Origin of the sequence: Streptomyces sp. NPDC048650 (genome assembly GCF_043199095.1) — a bacterium.
Classification (GTDB): domain Bacteria; phylum Actinomycetota; class Actinomycetes; order Streptomycetales; family Streptomycetaceae; genus Streptomyces.
Window position 1 is genome coordinate 247,178 of record NZ_JBICVM010000001.1, and the last position, 15,284, is coordinate 262,461.

The 15,284-nt window shown below is 73.4% G+C and carries 13 protein-coding genes and 1 pseudogene; 5 read left to right on the forward strand and 9 right to left on the reverse strand.

Annotated features, from left to right (window positions below; translation table 11 throughout):
- Window positions 1-189: 189 nt before the first annotated feature.
- Window positions 190-2,091, forward strand: coding sequence for a hypothetical protein (locus tag ACGFML_RS01225; RefSeq protein ID WP_393538657.1), 1,902 nt, complete (start codon window positions 190-192; stop codon window positions 2,089-2,091).
- 25 nt (window positions 2,092-2,116) lie between these two features.
- On the opposite strand, the gene ACGFML_RS01230 is transcribed toward ACGFML_RS01225, so the two are convergent.
- Window positions 2,117-3,475, reverse strand: a complete 1,359-nt coding sequence (locus tag ACGFML_RS01230; RefSeq protein WP_393538659.1) for an ABC transporter substrate-binding protein — start codon at window positions 3,473-3,475, stop codon at window positions 2,117-2,119.
- A gap of 171 nt (window positions 3,476-3,646) precedes the next feature.
- Here ACGFML_RS01230 and ACGFML_RS01235 point away from each other — a divergent pair, with 171 nt between their 5' ends.
- Both ACGFML_RS01235 and purU read left to right on the forward strand, forming a co-directional pair.
- Entirely contained in the window at window positions 3,647-4,105 is a 459-nt protein-coding gene (locus ACGFML_RS01235) for a hypothetical protein (protein ID WP_393540347.1), read from the forward strand.
- 32 nt (window positions 4,106-4,137) lie between these two features.
- Complete coding sequence (gene purU / locus ACGFML_RS01240; protein ID WP_393538661.1) at window positions 4,138-5,028, forward strand: formyltetrahydrofolate deformylase; 891 nt, start codon at window positions 4,138-4,140, stop codon at window positions 5,026-5,028.
- Window positions 5,029-5,059: 31 nt separating this feature from the next.
- Here the strand turns inward: purU and ACGFML_RS01245 are convergent, their stop codons facing one another.
- Together ACGFML_RS01245 and ACGFML_RS01250 are read right to left on the reverse strand one after the other, a co-directional pair.
- Entirely contained in the window at window positions 5,060-6,400 is a 1,341-nt protein-coding gene (locus tag ACGFML_RS01245; RefSeq protein ID WP_393538663.1) for a zf-HC2 domain-containing protein, read from the reverse strand.
- A 152-nt stretch (window positions 6,401-6,552) separates the two neighbouring features.
- Window positions 6,553-7,134, reverse strand: a pseudogene (locus ACGFML_RS01250) (sigma-70 family RNA polymerase sigma factor); the annotation flags it as partial.
- Window positions 7,135-7,616: 482 nt separating this feature from the next.
- Between ACGFML_RS01250 and ACGFML_RS01255 the strand changes: the two are divergent.
- Window positions 7,617-7,991 (forward strand): STAS domain-containing protein, encoded by a 375-nt coding sequence (locus ACGFML_RS01255; RefSeq protein ID WP_393538666.1) that lies wholly within the window; start codon window positions 7,617-7,619, stop codon window positions 7,989-7,991.
- A 116-nt stretch (window positions 7,992-8,107) separates the two neighbouring features.
- On the opposite strand, the gene ACGFML_RS01260 is transcribed toward ACGFML_RS01255, so the two are convergent.
- The 6 genes from ACGFML_RS01260 to ACGFML_RS01285 form a co-directional block, all read right to left on the reverse strand.
- Window positions 8,108-9,253: a sensor histidine kinase gene (locus ACGFML_RS01260; protein WP_393540349.1), complete on the reverse strand. Its 1,146-nt coding sequence runs from the start codon at window positions 9,251-9,253 to the stop codon at window positions 8,108-8,110.
- Between the two features lie 47 nt (window positions 9,254-9,300).
- Window positions 9,301-9,963 (reverse strand): response regulator, encoded by a 663-nt coding sequence (locus tag ACGFML_RS01265; protein ID WP_393538668.1) that lies wholly within the window; start codon window positions 9,961-9,963, stop codon window positions 9,301-9,303.
- A 325-nt stretch (window positions 9,964-10,288) separates the two neighbouring features.
- Window positions 10,289-10,669, reverse strand: a complete 381-nt coding sequence (locus tag ACGFML_RS01270) for a hypothetical protein (protein ID WP_393538669.1) — start codon at window positions 10,667-10,669, stop codon at window positions 10,289-10,291.
- A 56-nt stretch (window positions 10,670-10,725) separates the two neighbouring features.
- On the reverse strand, window positions 10,726-11,097 hold the full coding sequence (locus ACGFML_RS01275) for a hypothetical protein (protein WP_393538671.1): 372 nt from the start codon (window positions 11,095-11,097) through the stop codon (window positions 10,726-10,728).
- Between the two features lie 460 nt (window positions 11,098-11,557).
- On the reverse strand, window positions 11,558-12,580 hold the full coding sequence (locus ACGFML_RS01280; protein WP_393538673.1) for a hypothetical protein: 1,023 nt from the start codon (window positions 12,578-12,580) through the stop codon (window positions 11,558-11,560).
- Window positions 12,581-12,724: 144 nt separating this feature from the next.
- A complete protein-coding gene (locus ACGFML_RS01285) occupies window positions 12,725-13,195 on the reverse strand; it encodes a hypothetical protein (RefSeq protein WP_393538675.1) in 471 nt (156 codons plus the stop codon).
- 131 nt (window positions 13,196-13,326) lie between these two features.
- On the opposite strand from ACGFML_RS01285, the gene ACGFML_RS01290 reads away from it, so the two are divergent.
- Complete coding sequence (locus ACGFML_RS01290) at window positions 13,327-15,204, forward strand: serine/threonine-protein kinase (RefSeq protein ID WP_393538676.1); 1,878 nt, start codon at window positions 13,327-13,329, stop codon at window positions 15,202-15,204.
- The last annotated feature ends 80 nt before the right edge of the window (window positions 15,205-15,284 follow it).

A 15,284-nucleotide genomic window follows, 5' to 3' on the forward strand; every position in this document is an offset into this window, starting at 1 on the left:
CGGGACGAAGTCACCGGGATCGGAGAAGGGCGGACATGTCCTTCGTCGCCGGGCGGGGCGGATATTCCACCCCGCCCGGCGCCCCCAAGGGGCGGGCGGGGTCGGTGACCAGGGCTCGTGGTCGAACGTTGCTGCGACCCGGTAGCGTGAGCCGACGGTCCCGTAGGTTGCACGATGCTAGGAGTCCCGGTGACGCAGAGCGGACAGGGTCACGACCCGCAGAATTCCGCGGCCGGCCCCGCGCGCGAGGGCATTGTGCTGCCCGCAAACGGTGAGCCGTGGGTGCCCGATCACCAGGCCGCGCCGTCGGCCGGTCAGCCGTGGGGGCAGCCCTGGGGCCCCGACCAGCAGGCCGGCCAACCGCCTGCTCAGTCGCCGGGCTACGGCCGGCCGCCCGCCCAGTCGCCGGGCTACGGTCAACCGCCCACCCCGTCGCAGAGTTACGGCCAGCCGCCGGCGCCGGGTTACCCGCAGGCCCAGGCCCAGGCACAGGGGGCACAGGGCTATGCGCCCCAGGACCCGGCCCGGCCCGCCGACCGGCCCCCGATGCCGCAGCAGGCACTGCCGCCGCAGGGCCAGGGATTCCCGCCGCCCCAGGGGCAGCCACCGGTGCCGCCTCTGCCGCCGCAGCAGCCCGCGCCGCAGCCCCCCGCCGCCGGGCCGCCGTCCGACGGCCGGCCGTACGGTGCCGGTCAGCCGCCGGCATACGGCCTGCCCCAGCAGCCGCAGCCCGACCCGTACGGCCTGCCGCCGCAGGCGCAGCCCCAGCCCGACCCGTACGCCCAGCAGCCGCAGCCGCCCCACCCGGAGCCCTACCGGCAGCAGCCGCCGCAGCCGCAGCCCGAGCGGACCGGCGAGCTGGTGCGCGCGACCCCGCAGGCCGGCGCCCCGCTGCCGCCCACCACGGGCGACGCGGAGGCGACGGCGTTGATACCCCCGATAGCCGACGGCGCAGGCGCCCCCGGTGCCGCGCCGCTGCCGCGCGAGTCCGCCGGGCAGGCCGAGTCGCCCGGCGAGTCCACGACGATGCTGCGCGTGATCAAGCCCGGTCAGGGCCGGCCCCAGGCCGGCGGGGCCCAGCCCATGCCGCCGTCCCAGCCGATGCCCGGTGCCGCCCCATCGGGCGACTCCGAGGCCACCCAGCTGATCTCTCCGGTCGGTGCGGGCGTGCCGGCCCCGCCGCCCGGCGCGCCGTACGGCGTCCGTCCGGGCGCGCCCGGGGACCGCGCGACCCCCGCCGAGTTCGAGGGGCTCTTCCGCGACGGGCCGGGTGCGCCGGCCGCGCCCGGGGCGCCGGACGCCACCGCGCAGCTGCCGCGCTTCGAGGACCCGGGCCCGCCGCCGTACGCCCAGCAGCACCAGGGCTACGGGGGGCAGGGCTACGGAGGGCAGGGGTTCGGCGGGCAGGACCACCAGCAGCCCTACGACGACGACCAGGGCCCCCGCCGCCGGGGCCTGCCCGCCGCCGCGATCATCGGCATCGTCGTGGTGGTCCTGGCGGGCGCCGGTCTCGGCCTCGGCTGGATGCTCAGCGGCGGCGGTGACGACACCCCGGCCAAGAAGAAGACCCCCGCCGCCGGCGCCGGCGCCGGCCAGGCGACCAAGGAGCAGGAGCAGCCGAAGCCGTCCGCCGACCCGGCCGAGGCGCAGGCCAAGGGCCTGGACGCGCTGCTCGGCGACAGCGGCGACAGCCGTACGTCCGTGGTGAGCGCCGTCCAGCACATCAAGTCCTGCGACAAGCTCGGCGCCGCGGCCAAGGACCTGCGGGCCGCGGCCGGGCAGCGCAACGACCTGGTGACCCGGCTCAAGCGGCTGCCGGTCGACGAGATCCCCGATCACGCGCAGCTGACCGCCGCGCTGACCAAGGCGTGGCAGTCCTCGGCCGCCGCGGACAACCACTTCGCGGCGTGGGCGGGTCAGGTCGGCGGGAAGAAGGGCTGCCACAAGGGCCGGGCCAGGGGCACCAAGCAGACCGTGCAGGCGGGTGCGGCCAGCACCCAGGCGACCAAGGCCAAGCAGCAGGCGGCGCAGCTGTGGAACCCGATCGCCAAGAAGTACGGCCTGACGGAGCGGCGCCCCGAGGCGCTGTGACGGAGCGCGGGACCGTCGCGGACGGTCAGCCGTCCTGATCCGTGTCCCGCCGCTCCAGCGTCTTGGCGACGTTCACGAAGCCGTCCTGCGCGGCGATCAGCTGCCCGCCGCGGACGACCTGATAGGTCACCGTCCCGTTCACGATGCGCGGCAGGTCCTGCACGGCCAGGAGGTCGGCCTCGCGCCAGCGCAGCTTCGGGGTCAGGCCGCCGGTGTCGATGGCGCGGTCGCCGTCGTCCAGCGTCGTCTGCAGGGCGTGTGGCGTGATCTTCTCGACGCCCGCGTCGTCGAGCTGCTCGACCAGCGCGCGCAGCACCGTATAGGCGATCCAGGTCGTCTGGACGCCCTGGTCGGTGGGGTCGATGCGGTTGTCGCCGAAGGCGAAGTCGTCGAGGACGGCGCGCATCGGCTTCCAGCGGGGGTCGCTCGCGACCGGGTACCAGCCGGTGAGGTAGGCCCCTTCCAGCGGGCCCGCGTGACCGCCGGTGCGGTTCACCAGTGCCTGGCCGACGCTGCCCAGGACGGAGGCGACGTGCACGCGCGGGCTGTCCTCCTGGAGCCGCCGGAAGGAGTCGAAGAACGCGTCCGTGTGGTCGCCGAGCGAAGCGGTCACACAGGATCCCGTCGCCCGGCCGCCGTTCCTCGCCGCACCGAAGACGGCCGGGTCCGCACCCACGCCGTCCAGGGCGCGGGTCACCTCGTTCGAGTAGTCGGTGCCGTCCTCGGGCGCCTTGATGTCCTCGGCCGCGCTCCGGTGGCCGTTGTGCAGGCCGGAGTTGAGCAGGGAGGGCATCTGGTCGCCCTGGATGGTGTCGGGCCGTACCAGCGCGACGCGCTTGCAGCTGCGCGCCAACTGGCGCCCGTTTCCGGCGAGAAGGGACGCCTGGCCGCCGTTGACCGGGTACGAGAGGGGGCTGGCGAACTCCTCGTCGGAGGCGCCGTAGCCGCCGATGAAGGGGACGCCCGCGACCTCCAGCGGAGACATGAACGAGCGGCCGAACTGGCTGTAGGAGCCGACGACCGCGACCGCGCCCCGGTCCACCGCGCGCTGTGCGCACTGCGCGGCACCCACCGAGTCGTTGTGGTCGTTGCAGGTCAGGACCTTCAGCCGGTGGCCGCGGAGGCCGCCGTGGGAGTTGACCCACCGGGCGTACGTCTGGGCCATGGCCGGCATGCCCGGCATGTTGGTGGCCTTGGTGCCCTCGGGGGCCCAGGTCATGACCGTGATCGGCGTCTTCTCCCCGGAGTCCCCCGAGGCCCCGGGGAGAGTGCCGCAGCCCGAGAGCAGCGACGCGATGACCGCCGCACATGCCACCGCCGAGGCGATCGCGACCGCAGGGGCGGAGGAGTAGGGGCGGGGGGAGGAGCGTCGCCGTCCGGTCATGGCGCACAAGCCTTCCGTTCCGCCGACAACGGGTGAGTGACGTCGGGGCAACGGATGGTGACGCGGCGGTGAACTCCGGGGGCCTGCGGGAGATCATCATCGAGGAACGTACGATCGAATACTGTGCAAGGTTCGGAGAAGTCTTCCCGTCGCGGCCACCGCTCCACCACCATGGGCGGCATGCCGCTCAATGACATGCCGTGGTGGCGCTGGCGCAGCAATGTGCGCTCCGCGCTGCACATGCTCTCCGACCCCGCCTTCCAGCAGGAGACCTGGCTGGCCGGCCGCCCCGGATACGGAGACGTGACCGACGCCGTCTACCGCCTCGTCGAGGACACCTGGCTGGACAACTGGTCCGCCGACAAGTACATCGGCACGGTCTTCCGCGACACGCAGGAGACGCAGCTGGTCGACCTCGCCGTACTGCGGGTGCTGAGGATCATGCACCAGGTCGGCGCGGACGCCCCGGTGACCGCGTACGTGGAGCACCACGCCTGGCCGGAGGCCGTACGGGCGGCCCGTGAGGCGCATGTCCGGCTGGCGACGGCGGACGGCGAGGACCCCGATGTGCCGCCGCGTTCGCTGGAGGTCCTGGCGATCATGACCGGCGCGACGGACGCACCGGCCTGAGCAGCCCGGCGGGTGTGCGACCCTATGAGGTCATGAGCGAGTCCCAGCCCCCGCAGCCCGGCCACCACGACCGGGCGGATCAGTACATCCTCACGCTGTCCTGCCCGGACAAGCCGGGGATCGTGCACGCCGTCTCCAGTTACCTCTTCATCACCGGCTGCAACATCGAGGACAGTCAGCAGTTCGGCGACCGCGACACCGGACTGTTCTTCATGCGGGTCCACTTCAGCGCGGACGCGTCGGTGAGCCTGGAGAAGCTGCGGGCCAGCTTCGCGGCGGTGGGCGACTCCTTCCAGATGGACTGGCAGCTCCACCGGGCCGACGAGAAGATGCGGGTCGTCCTGATGGTGTCCAAGTTCGGGCACTGCCTCAACGACCTCCTCTTCCGCTCCCGGATCGGGGCGCTGCCGGTCGAGATCGCGGCCGTGGTCTCCAACCACACCGAATTCGCCGAGCTGGTCGGCTCGTACGACGTCCCCTTCCACCACATCCCGGTACGCCGCGACAACAAGGCCGAGGCCGAGGCGCAGCTGCTGGAGCTGGTGCGCGCGGAGCGGGTCGAGCTGGTGGTGCTCGCCCGCTACATGCAGGTCCTCTCCGACGATCTGTGCAAGGCGCTCTCCGGGCGGATCATCAACATCCACCACTCCTTCCTCCCGAGCTTCAAGGGCGCCAAGCCCTACCACCAGGCGCATGCGCGGGGTGTGAAGCTCATCGGGGCCACCGCCCACTACGTGACCGCGGACCTCGACGAGGGCCCGATCATCGAGCAGGAGGTCGAGCGCGTCGGGCACGACGTCACGCCCGACCAGCTCGTGGCGCTCGGCCGGGACGTGGAGTGCCAGGCGCTGGCGCGCGCCGTGAAGTGGCACAGCGAGCACCGGGTGCTGCTGAACGGCAGCCGGACGGTCGTCTTCGCCTAGAGGTCACCCTGGCCCGCGGGCCGGCTGCCGTTCAGAGACGGGACAGCGACGCGGTCGCGAAGAGGACATCGCGGATCGCGTCGCGCTCGCCGTGCTGACCGGCGGCGGCCTCCTGCGGGGCGACGTGCCCGGCGGCCAGCTGGCAGAACTCCGTACTGTCCAGGGCGATGTGCGCGACGGTGTGCTCCTTCGCGCCGAGGGCGGCCGGGGAGTCCAGCGGTATGTACCAGTGACCGCCGCCGCTGCCCTCGACCTCCAGGTGGAGGGTGCGGCCCGGCGCGCCGGCCTCGGTCAGCCTCTGCGGCGGTGCGGCGAGCCCGGCCCGGCGGCGGTCGGCCAGGGCGCTGGGCAGCAGCCGGGCGGCGAGGTCGACCAGCCGGTGGACATGACCGGCGGCCGGGGGCTCGTACGGATAGTCCACCGCGTCCGCGATGTCGCCGGCGTGCACCCAGCACTCGAAGGCGCGGTCCAGGAAGGAATCGCCCATCGGGAGTCTCAACCTGCCGTAGGGCACGGTGAGTTCGCCGACCCCGCCGCCGGCGAACGAGACCGTCCTTATCAGCGCGTAGCTCTGCTCGCGCCACGGCCCGTGGGTGGCGAGGCGGCCCGGCTGCGCGCCCGTGCTGTCCCAGTACGCCTCCGTACGGAACGTCGGTCCCCGGGTGTCCGACGGGGCGGCGGCCCCGAGCGGATCGGGCAGGCCCAGTGCCGTCGCCACCAGGCCGTCGACCGCCATCAGATGGCCGATGACACCGGCGACGGTGGTCTCGCGCTCCACCGGCCGCTCGCCGTCGAACCAGCGCAGCCGCACCGGGGCACGCCACTCCGCCTCACCCATGTCATGGAGCAGCGCATCGAGCTTCGCGGTCTCCGCGTCGTACGGGGTCGCCCACTCCGGCACCGGGATACGGGCCGGGCGGCGGCCCAGGCAGCCCTCCAGCACGCGGGAGCGCAGCAGCGGATCGAGGTCGAGGCTGTCGGCGGGATGCAGCAGGTCGACGGCCTCGCGCAGCCGCAGCGCCTCGTCCGCGCAGGAGGCGCAGTCGGTCAGATGCGCCTCGACGGCGGCGGTTTCCTCGGCGCTGCAGGCGGCCAGCGCCCAGGCGCCGAGGAGCGACTTGAGGACCGTGTGGGGCGGGGCGGCCAGCGCCGGTGCCTCGGCCCCGGACTCTGGGGCCGAGGGATGTCCGCGGCCCGTGCCGGCCCCGGTGGTGTCGGTCATGGGCTCCGGTTCCGTTTCCGTTTCCGGCTCGGGCCGGATGTCCGGCAGCGGGCCTCGGTCCTCGGGGGCGGTGCGCGGCGCCGGTATCCGTGGCCGCTCACCCGGCCCGCCGACCCGGTCGGGGCCCTCCCATTCGTCCGGGCCGTTCACAGGGGCCGTCCGTGCCCTGGGCCGGGCGGTGCGTTTCCGGGGCCCGGGTGCGGGCCGGAATGCCGCGGCGCCTGCGGTGTGCGGGTGCCGTGGTGGCCGTGCGGCGGCTGGGGCGCGTGCGAGGGCGTCCGGGGACCGGATGCGGTGTGGGGCGGCCGGGACGAGCGGGGCGCGGTGGGCGGCAGGGCCGGGTGGTGGCGGGCGGTGGACAGCAGCTGGAGCCCCAGCCGGAGCCGGCGCCGTGCCTCGTCCTCCGTGACACCCAGGTCGGCGGCGGTCTGGCGGTAGTCCCGGCGCTGGAAGTAGGCGAGCTCCAGGGCGGCGCGGAGCGGGGTGGGCATGGACGTGACGATGTAGTCGGCGCGGGCGGCCGTGGAGGCCTCGCGGATCTTCTGCTCTATCTCGGCCGGCGCGGGCGCGTCCGGGCCGCAGTCCCGTGCCGAGGCGGCCTCGGTCTGGCGCAGCCGCTGGACGGCTTGGTGGCGGGTGACCGCGGCGACCCAGGACCGCAGCGAACTCTGCTTGGGGTCGTAGGAGTGGGGGTTCTCCCAGATGTAGCCGAACACCTCGCGGGTGATGCGGTCGGCGGCGCCCTCGTCGTCCAGGACGCGGTGGGCGAGGCTGTGCACGAGGGAGGCGAAGCGGTCGTAGAGCTCGCCGAGCGCGGCAGCCTCGCCGCGGGCCAGCCGCTGCTGCATCCGCCTGTCCCAGCGCGGGGGTGCGTCGTTTCCCATCGGACCCCTATCCCTGTCCGTCGCCGTCGTGCTCACACCTGTGCCGATACCGCCGGTGCCGATACCGCATTCGCCGGTCCGCCTCCGGGCACCGGACTCGTATCGCCCCCATCGAATGTAGTGCGAGGGTCTGACATCACACCCTTCTTTGCCGCAAACCAAGCCCCTCGGAGGACGCGGATGGTAAGGGAGTTGTCACTATGGGGTGGTATCCCCCGATCGAAGCGGATCAAAAGCGATCGTCTGCCGGAACGGCGGGCGGTGTTCGTGGCTGTATCGGCCGATGTGTTATCCGTGTGTGACCGTATGCCGGGGAAAAGGCGTCTCCCATTGGGCATAGCCTTGGGCAGGAACGGCCTGTTGCGCTAAGGATTCGGAAGAGTTTCAGGGGAGAGAGGCCGGGCAGTCGAGCCGGGGAAGGGTTTGTTCCGGACAGTTCCGGAGCGCATCCGGTCCCAAAGCGAGCGAAAGGCTTCGAGCGCGTGTCGTTGAAGGTGGCAGAGGGCGAACAGGGCCGATGGGCCGTGCTCCAGGTTTCCGGTGAAATGGACCTGGTCACGTCGCCCGCAGTGCGCCAGCATGTACACGATGCGGTGGCCGACGGCCGACGAAGTGTGGTCCTCGATCTCTCCGAGGTCCGGTTCTGTGATTCCAGTGGTGTCGGCGTCCTGATCGCCGCCCGCAGACTGATGCGCTCCTGTCAGGGGCGGCTGCGGCTGATCCTCCCCGCACAGGGCGCCGTCGACGGCTCCCACGTCAATCGCGTACTGGCGGCGCTGGGCGTCCGCCGGCTCTTCGAGGTCTACCCGGACCTGCACACGGCCGTGGACGAGGCGGCGGCACCGCTGTCGGCCTGAGCCGCGCAGGCACCGCTGCCGGCCCGAGCGCCGCCCCGGCGCCCGCGGCGGGCGACGCACCCGCAGCGGGGCAACGCGCCGCACTCGCCGCGGTATCCCGCCGCACCGACCCGTATTCAGCCCGCCTCGTAAGGGAATTCCGCCCGGACGACGAAGCCGCCGTCCGCGGTGTGACGCGCCTCCAGCGTCCCCCCGAGGCTCTGTGCCCGCTCGCGCAGTCCCACCAGGCCGTGTCCGCCACCAGGAAGTGCGGGCGCCGTGGCCGTCGCGTCCGGTGGCCCGTTGCGTATCTCGACGCACAGGCTCTCCTGCTCCCCGGAGCCGTCGGCCCCGACCCGGACCCGCACCCGCGCCCCCGGGGCGTGCTTGCGCACATTGGTGAGCGCTTCCTGCACCGTCCGAAAGGCCGCCCGCTCCACCGTCTTCGCGCCGCCCGCCCCGGCCACCGCACCGCCCTCGTACGTCACATCCAGCGCGCTCATCTCGATCAGCCGCGGCAGCTCCTCCAGATCGGGCTGCGGTGCGAGGCGGTGGGCCTCCGCCGCGTCCCCGCCGTCCGCCCGCAGCACCCCCACCATGTGCCGCAGCTCCTCCAGCGTCCGCACCGACAACTCCCGTATCGTGCGCGCCCCCGACCGCGCCGTCTCGTCCTCCGTGCTGACCTGCACCGCCCCCGCCTGCAGGCTGATCAGGCTGACCTGATGGGCCACCACGTCATGCATCTCCCGGGCGAGCCGGGCCCGTTCGGTGGTCTTCACCCGGTCCGCGAGCAGCCGGTCCTCGCGGCGAAGACTCCGGGTCAGATCCTCCACGCGCACGGCCAGTTCCCGTCGCGTACGCACCAGCAACCCCATGGCGATCGGCGCGGCGGAGGTCACGCACGCATCGATCAGCACCAGGGCGTTCTCCCGGTAGTCCGTCGGTTCGAAGTCCGAGATCGGATAGGGCAGGAAGTGCGCGGCGATCAGCAGCACCGCGCAGATCCCGAGCCGCGCACGGCCGGGCCGCCGCACCGCCAGCGTGTACAGCCCGATCATCGGGGCGAACCAGATGTAGCCGATGTAGAGACCGGGCAGCGTGAAGAGATAGACGAGCAGCGGGAAGCGGCGGCGCAGCAGCAGGGCCGTCGCGGCGACCACCGAGACGCCCAGCTCCAGGGCGAGTTCGAGGCCGTTGACCAGGAATGCGTCCGCGACGCCCAGCAGTACGGGAACCACCACCGGGGTGATCGCGCGCACCCGCAGCGCCCACTTCCCCCGCACGAGCGCCCGCGCCCGTGCCCGGAGGCGCGCCGCCCTCCCCGAGGCGCTCACCACGCCCCCCGAGGATCGCCGGCCACCAGCCCGGCCCGGTCGGCGACGATCGCCGCCTGGACACGGTTGATACCGCCCAACTTGCCCAGCAGTGCCCGCACATGGTCCTTGACCGTGCTGGGCGCCAGCCCCATCCGCTCCGCTATCGCGGCGTTGCCGAGCCCTTCGCCGAGCAGCGCCAGCACCTGCGACTCCCGCGGCGTCAGCCCGCTGACCGCCCGCGTCGCCGCGGCCTGGTCCTCGGCCGTCAGATAGCCACCGATGACGGCCCGTGTGACCCCGGGGTCCAGCACGCTCCCGCCCTCCGCCAACGTCCGCACGGCTCGCAACAGCTGCTCCGGATCGGAGTCCTTGAGCAGGAAGCCGGCCGCCCCTTCGCGCAGCGCCGCGGTCAGGTACTCCTGGCCGTCGAAGGTCGTCAGCATCGCCACGGCGGGCGGTTTCGGCACGGCCCGCAGCCGCCGCAGCACGGTCAGCCCGTCGACATCCGGCATACGGATGTCGAGCAGCACCACCTCCGCGCCGCTCCGCAGCACGGTGTCCACCGCTTCCGCGCCACTGCAGTCCGCGACCATCTCGATGTCCGGGGCGGTCCCCAGAATCATCCGCAGTCCGGACCTGACGAGCCGCTCGTCGTCCACCACAGCGACACGGATCACCGGCCGCCCCTTTCTTCCGCACCCATCCGAGCCCACGGAACCACCCGGCGCTGCGCGACTCCGTCCTCCTGTCACCGGGACCCGCCCCGAGGCGGCCCCGCACCCCCGCCGACCGGCGGGGGTGATCCCGCGACCTACGAACGATGCCGTGGAGGGTCCCCCACGGGCAGAGTGGTTCTTATGCTGCACCACTGAAGAGGTCACAAGCCCCAGACGCGTTGCAGTTCACATCGGCGGCCGCCGCGACCCCCACACGCGACGGCCGCCTTTGGCCTGCGGGGGCGGTTCGGAGGGGGATCTCCCCCGCACGGCCGCCCCGGGCCCGTCAGCCGCCCGCGCACCCGCCCCGGCTCCGCGCGATCCGCACGGCATCCCGCAGCGCCGCCCCGAGCTGCACCGCCAGGAACCGCAGTTGCCGGGCGTCGGCCGCCGGGTCGTCGACCAGGTCCTGCGCATGATCCACCAGCCGCGCCCCCATGTGAAGCTGTACGGCCTCCATTTCGTCGGCCCGGTCGGACAGGAAGCCGCCGTCGCCGTCCGTGAGGAGGTAACAGGGCTTGTCGTCGGGGGTGGTCCAGAGGAGGGGGCGGACTTCGCTCGTCGGCCGGCCACCGCCTCCACGGACACGCGCGCGGTGCGGTGCCCCGTCTCCGGCCCGCGCTTGTGGGGTCGGCCGGGCGCGGTCAGCGGCAACCTCGGCGAGCATGTCCGGAGCACCCCGAACGGGTGGGCGATACGGTGTGGCACGTCGACCTGCTTTCGTCAGGTTGTCCATGCCCCCGAGCCGTTCGTGGCGGCTGCCACCAGGCGCCGGCTCGTGGAGTGGTAGCGCATCCACTCCGGCGCGGTGCGTTCGGCCGTGAGCAGGGCGCTCAGCGCGACGTCTTCCTTGTTCAGGTCGGCAAGGGCCAGGGCGCGGTCGACGTGGAAGCGTGCCCGCCATGTCGGGGGCAGGGTGTGCAGTTCGGGAATGGTGCGGGCGGTGCGCAGGGCTTCCGCGCTGTCGCCCATCTCCACCTGGAAGTTGACCTTTGCCACGCCCATGTTGGTGGGGCCGAACGGCGTTGCGTAGTCGAGACGGTCGCTGCCGATCCGTGCCGTGGCCGCTCCCGACAGGGCGAGGAACTCGCGCACGGTGTCCCGGCGCTCCAGACGAGTGCGGCATCCTCCTTGCCGAGCGCCGTCAGTGTGGTCGCGGCGACCTGATAAGCCTCGGCGAGAACCGCATGGGCCGCAGCGGCCTGGACGGCTCCGGCGGTGCGGGCCACGGCCTTCGCGTCGTCGATCAACTGCGGTAGCAGCACGCCGATCTCCGCCATCCGGCCGTCGCGGCGGATGCGTTCCGTCGATCGCAGCGAGGACCGCAGCGCCTCGATGGTGGGCGGATCCTCGGGGTCCTGTTCGCCACCCAGGAAGTCGGAGACCGGCGAGATCGCCTGCCGCAGAGCCAGCACGGACGGCCGCTCGCCCGCGCCGCGCACCTCGAAGGTCGCCGGCTGCCCGACGAGTGCGGAAGGCTCGACATCCAGGGCTCTGGCCGGCGCGTTGAGGGTGGCCAGCCGCGCGAGGCGGGCCCGCAGGAGCGCGGGGCGGCTCACTCGGAAGTGGTGACCCGCGATCCCACGGAAGTCCGCACGCCGTACGGCCCGACCCCCCGCCCCGTGGCCAGCACCACCACCGACGTCATCGCCGCCAGCGCGTACGCCGTCGACGCCATCGACAGTGCCCCCTCCGGTGTTTCGGAGGCGAGGTTGAAGAAGTCCGTCACGGTCAGCCACACCACCGTGCGCACCGTCACGTACAGCTCCACCGCCGCGAACACGAGGAGTGCGCCGCGGATGTCGCGGTTGCCGCGGAAGGCGGTCACGCCGAGGACGAGGAGGCCGAGCACCGAGACGGCGGTGATGAACTCGGTGGACGCGGAGAGGTCGAGGGTGCCCATGACCGAGCCGTCGACCACGCCGCGCAGATAGCGGGCCGCGTCCAGGCCGCTGGATGCCAGGTCGCGCACCGTCCAGCCGATGCGGGCCACGGCCGTGATGAGGAACAGCACGCCGCAGATGCGCGAGAGGCGGCGCCAGCGCGCTTCGGGGGCCTCGGGGGCGGCCGCGGGGCCGGAGCGCCGTTCCGTGGCCGGGACGAGCGAGGCCAGGACGACCAGCGCCGTCATGAGGCCCAGGCCGCGGGTGGCGAGCACCCAGCCGCCCAGCGGGTCGTTGCTGTACTGGTCGCGGTAGGCGGCGTCGAACAGGCCGATGCCCTCGCGCAGCGAGACGGCCAGCAGGAAGAAGCCGCACAGCAGCGCGGCGCTACGGGCCACCCGGCGCTGCGCCAGGCACAGCCCGGCGACGGCCAGGAAGGCGACCATGAAGGCCCATTCGTAGGGGCCGAGCACCTGGGCCGCTGAGGAGGCGCCCGGGTTGAACAGACCCTCGACGAAGTCCCATGCGGAGCCGTCGCCCTGGGAGATGCCGTAGGCCGTCCAGGCGAGCATCGCGCAGCCGTAGAGCGTCAGGCACAGGCCGGTGGCCAGATAGGCGCCGCTGTGCTCGGGGGCCGCCCGGCCCGGGTCGGGGTCCGGGCGGACATCCACCGTTCCGCCGTCCTGCATCATCATGACCGACCCCCCGCTCCGCCGTATCGGCCGTGGTATCGACCGCCGTACCGGGCGTCGTCCCGGTACCCCGGCCTAGTGGACCTCACTGTGTCAAGGACGGCCGGAGGGGCGGTGGAGGTTCCACCCCGTGTCGTGGCACGTCGGTCAGCGCACGCGCGGGGCGGTGGCCGCGATGAAGTCGCGGATCCCCTGCCGGGTGGTGGCCCGCAGGGCGGTCAGCGTGTCGCGGTCCGCGGCCCAGTGGAGCTCGGTGACGTCGGCCATCACCTGTTCGCTGCGGGTGAGCACCTGCGCGTCGTCGGTCACCATCTGCGCCCGGAACATGGCCTCTTGGGCCGTATAGCGGGTCTTGTACACCTCCTCGCGCAGCGCGGGGGAGTCCTCGTCGCAGCGGTCGTCCTCGTGCACGACGAACCAGCGGTGGACCAGGACCCTGCGGTAGTCCAGGAGCGCGCCCGCGTAGGCGCAGTACGCGTCGATGCGTTCCTGGCGGAGCCGCTCCTCGCGGGCGATCCGCTCGCTGCGCTCGGTCGCGCGGGTCTGGAAGAGCTGGGTGACGCCGGCTCCCAGCAGGGTGCCGACCACGGCCACGACGCTCGCAACAACTGCCTCCATGACGGCAGTGCACCACAGGGGCGCAGTTCAGGGGGCCGGTCCGACGAACTCCGCGACGGCGGCCGCCTGTTCGGGCCGAGGGAAGGGGTGCCGCCCCTTCCGGGGCCGCCGCCGTGGGGCAAGATGGCCTCATGGGGATCTTCGGGGGCGAGGGCCAACTGGTAGGTGGCCGCTATCGCCTGGACATACGGCTGGGCCGCGGCGGAATGGGAACGGTCTGGCGGGCCACCGATGAGCTGCTCGGGCGCCAGGTCGCGGTCAAGGAACTGCACTTCGACGAGGCGACGGCCGAGCCCGAGACGCGGGTCCAGCGGGAGCGCGCCATGCGGGAGGCGCGAACGGTCGCCCAGGTCAAGCACCCGAATGTGATCGTCGTCCACGACGTGGTCGAGCAGGGCGGCCGGCCCTGGATCGTGATGGAGCTGGTGGACGGTCCCTCGCTGGCGGACCGGCTCTACGGCGGCGGGCCGCTGTCCCCGCGGGAGGCGGCCCGGATCGCGGTCGCGCTGCTGGGGGCGCTGCGGGCCGCGCACGCCCGCGGGGTGCTGCACCGGGACATCAAACCCGCCAACGTCCTGATGGAGTCGGGCACGAACCGCGTGGTGCTCACCGACTTCGGGATCGCCCAGGTGCCGGGCACGACGACGCTGACGGAGACGGGCAGCTTCGTCGGCTCGCCGGAGTACACCGCACCGGAGCGGATGGCCGGGCGCGGCACGGGCCCCGAGGCGGACCTGTGGTCCCTCGGGGTGCTGATGTGCGCCGCGCTGAGCGGCGCGTCGCCCTTCCGCCGGGACTCGCTGGGCGGCGTCCTGCACGCCGTGGTGTACGACGAGATCGAGATCCCCGAGGCGGCCCGCCCGCTGCTCGCCGTGATCGACGGGCTGCTCCAGCGGGATCCGGAGCGCCGGCTGGCCGTCGAGGAGACGGAGCGGCTGCTGCGCGGGTATCTGCGGACGGGGCGCGCCCCGGAGCGGGGCGCGGGGCCGTACCGGGGGCGAGGGCCCGTCGGCGGCGGTGCCGGCCTTGGCGAGGCGGCCGCCGCGAGCGCGCCGCGGCCACCGGCCCCCGAGGCCCACGACCCCTTCCTCGACGGTCCCGGTGACGACCTCCCCGGTGACCTCCCCGGCGAGCACCCGCCCGGTGACGAGCCGGCCGCGGCCGGCCGGCCGTTGCCCGGCGGCACCCCCGTCGCCGTCACCGGGTACTCCGGCGGCCGGGCGACCGCCGCCGACCGCCCCCGCACCCCCGGCATGCCGATCCCTGATGCGCTCGACGACCGGGCGCTGGCCGCCGCCGCCCGCCCGCACACCGGCCGCACCCGCACCGCCCTGCTCGTCGCGTTGGCGGTGGTCGTCCTGGGCGGCGCGGGAGCGGGCATCACGGCCCTGGTCATGAACGGGAACGACGACGCCGGCAACCAGGGCAAGGGGAGCGCGACGTCCGGCGCGCCCCGGCACACCTCGAAGCCGTCCGGGCCCTCGGGCGGCGGCGGCACGTCCCGGCCCGGCCCGTCGGGCACGGGCGCGCCGCGGCCCACCGGGGGCGACGCCCCCAGGATCCCCTCCGGATACCGCTTCGCCCGCGACCCGGCCGGCTTCGCGCTCGCCGTCCCGGACGGCTTCAGCCGCTCCTACGAGAAGGGCCGGGTCTACTACTACTCCCAGGGCAAGCGGTTCCGGATCGGCATCCAGCTGCAGAAGCCGGTGCCGGAGGGGCCGCTCGGCGCGATGCGGAAGGCGGACGTGGAGGGCCCCGACGACTACCGGGGCTACCGCGCGGGCCAGGTCACCGAGACGACGCACAACGGACTCCAGGCCGGGCTCTGGGAGTTCGCCTGGGACGGCGGCGCCAAGGACGGCGGCTCCCGGTACACCTACGACCTGAGCTGGAACGAGCGCGGCAAGATGATCGATGTCTGGATCTCGTCGCCGATCGGCTCGCGCACCGAGGCCCGGCGCCACTTCGACACCGCATTGGACGCCTTCCGGCTGGCCACCGGCGACTGAGCCCGTCGTCGCTGACCAGAGCCTTTACGGCCAGCAATCACTGGCGCGTTTGTGGGTGCCGCGTGAAAACTCATTACTCC

What these genes read in the sequence shown, in the direction of transcription:
- ACGFML_RS01230 (WP_393538659.1), bottom strand. Translation starts at nt 3,475, where the DNA reads ATGACCGGACGGCGACGCTCCTCCCCCCGCCCCTACTCCTCCGCCCCT.
- ACGFML_RS01270 (WP_393538669.1), bottom strand. Translation starts at nt 10,669, where the DNA reads ATGCTCGCCGAGGTTGCCGCTGACCGCGCCCGGCCGACCCCACAAGCG.
- purU (WP_393538661.1), top strand. Translation starts at nt 4,138, where the DNA reads ATGAGCGAGTCCCAGCCCCCGCAGCCCGGCCACCACGACCGGGCGGAT.
- ACGFML_RS01290 (WP_393538676.1), top strand. Translation starts at nt 13,327, where the DNA reads ATGGGGATCTTCGGGGGCGAGGGCCAACTGGTAGGTGGCCGCTATCGC.
- ACGFML_RS01285 (WP_393538675.1), bottom strand. Translation starts at nt 13,195, where the DNA reads ATGGAGGCAGTTGTTGCGAGCGTCGTGGCCGTGGTCGGCACCCTGCTG.
- ACGFML_RS01280 (WP_393538673.1), bottom strand. Translation starts at nt 12,580, where the DNA reads ATGATGATGCAGGACGGCGGAACGGTGGATGTCCGCCCGGACCCCGAC.
- ACGFML_RS01235 (WP_393540347.1), top strand. Translation starts at nt 3,647, where the DNA reads ATGGGCGGCATGCCGCTCAATGACATGCCGTGGTGGCGCTGGCGCAGC.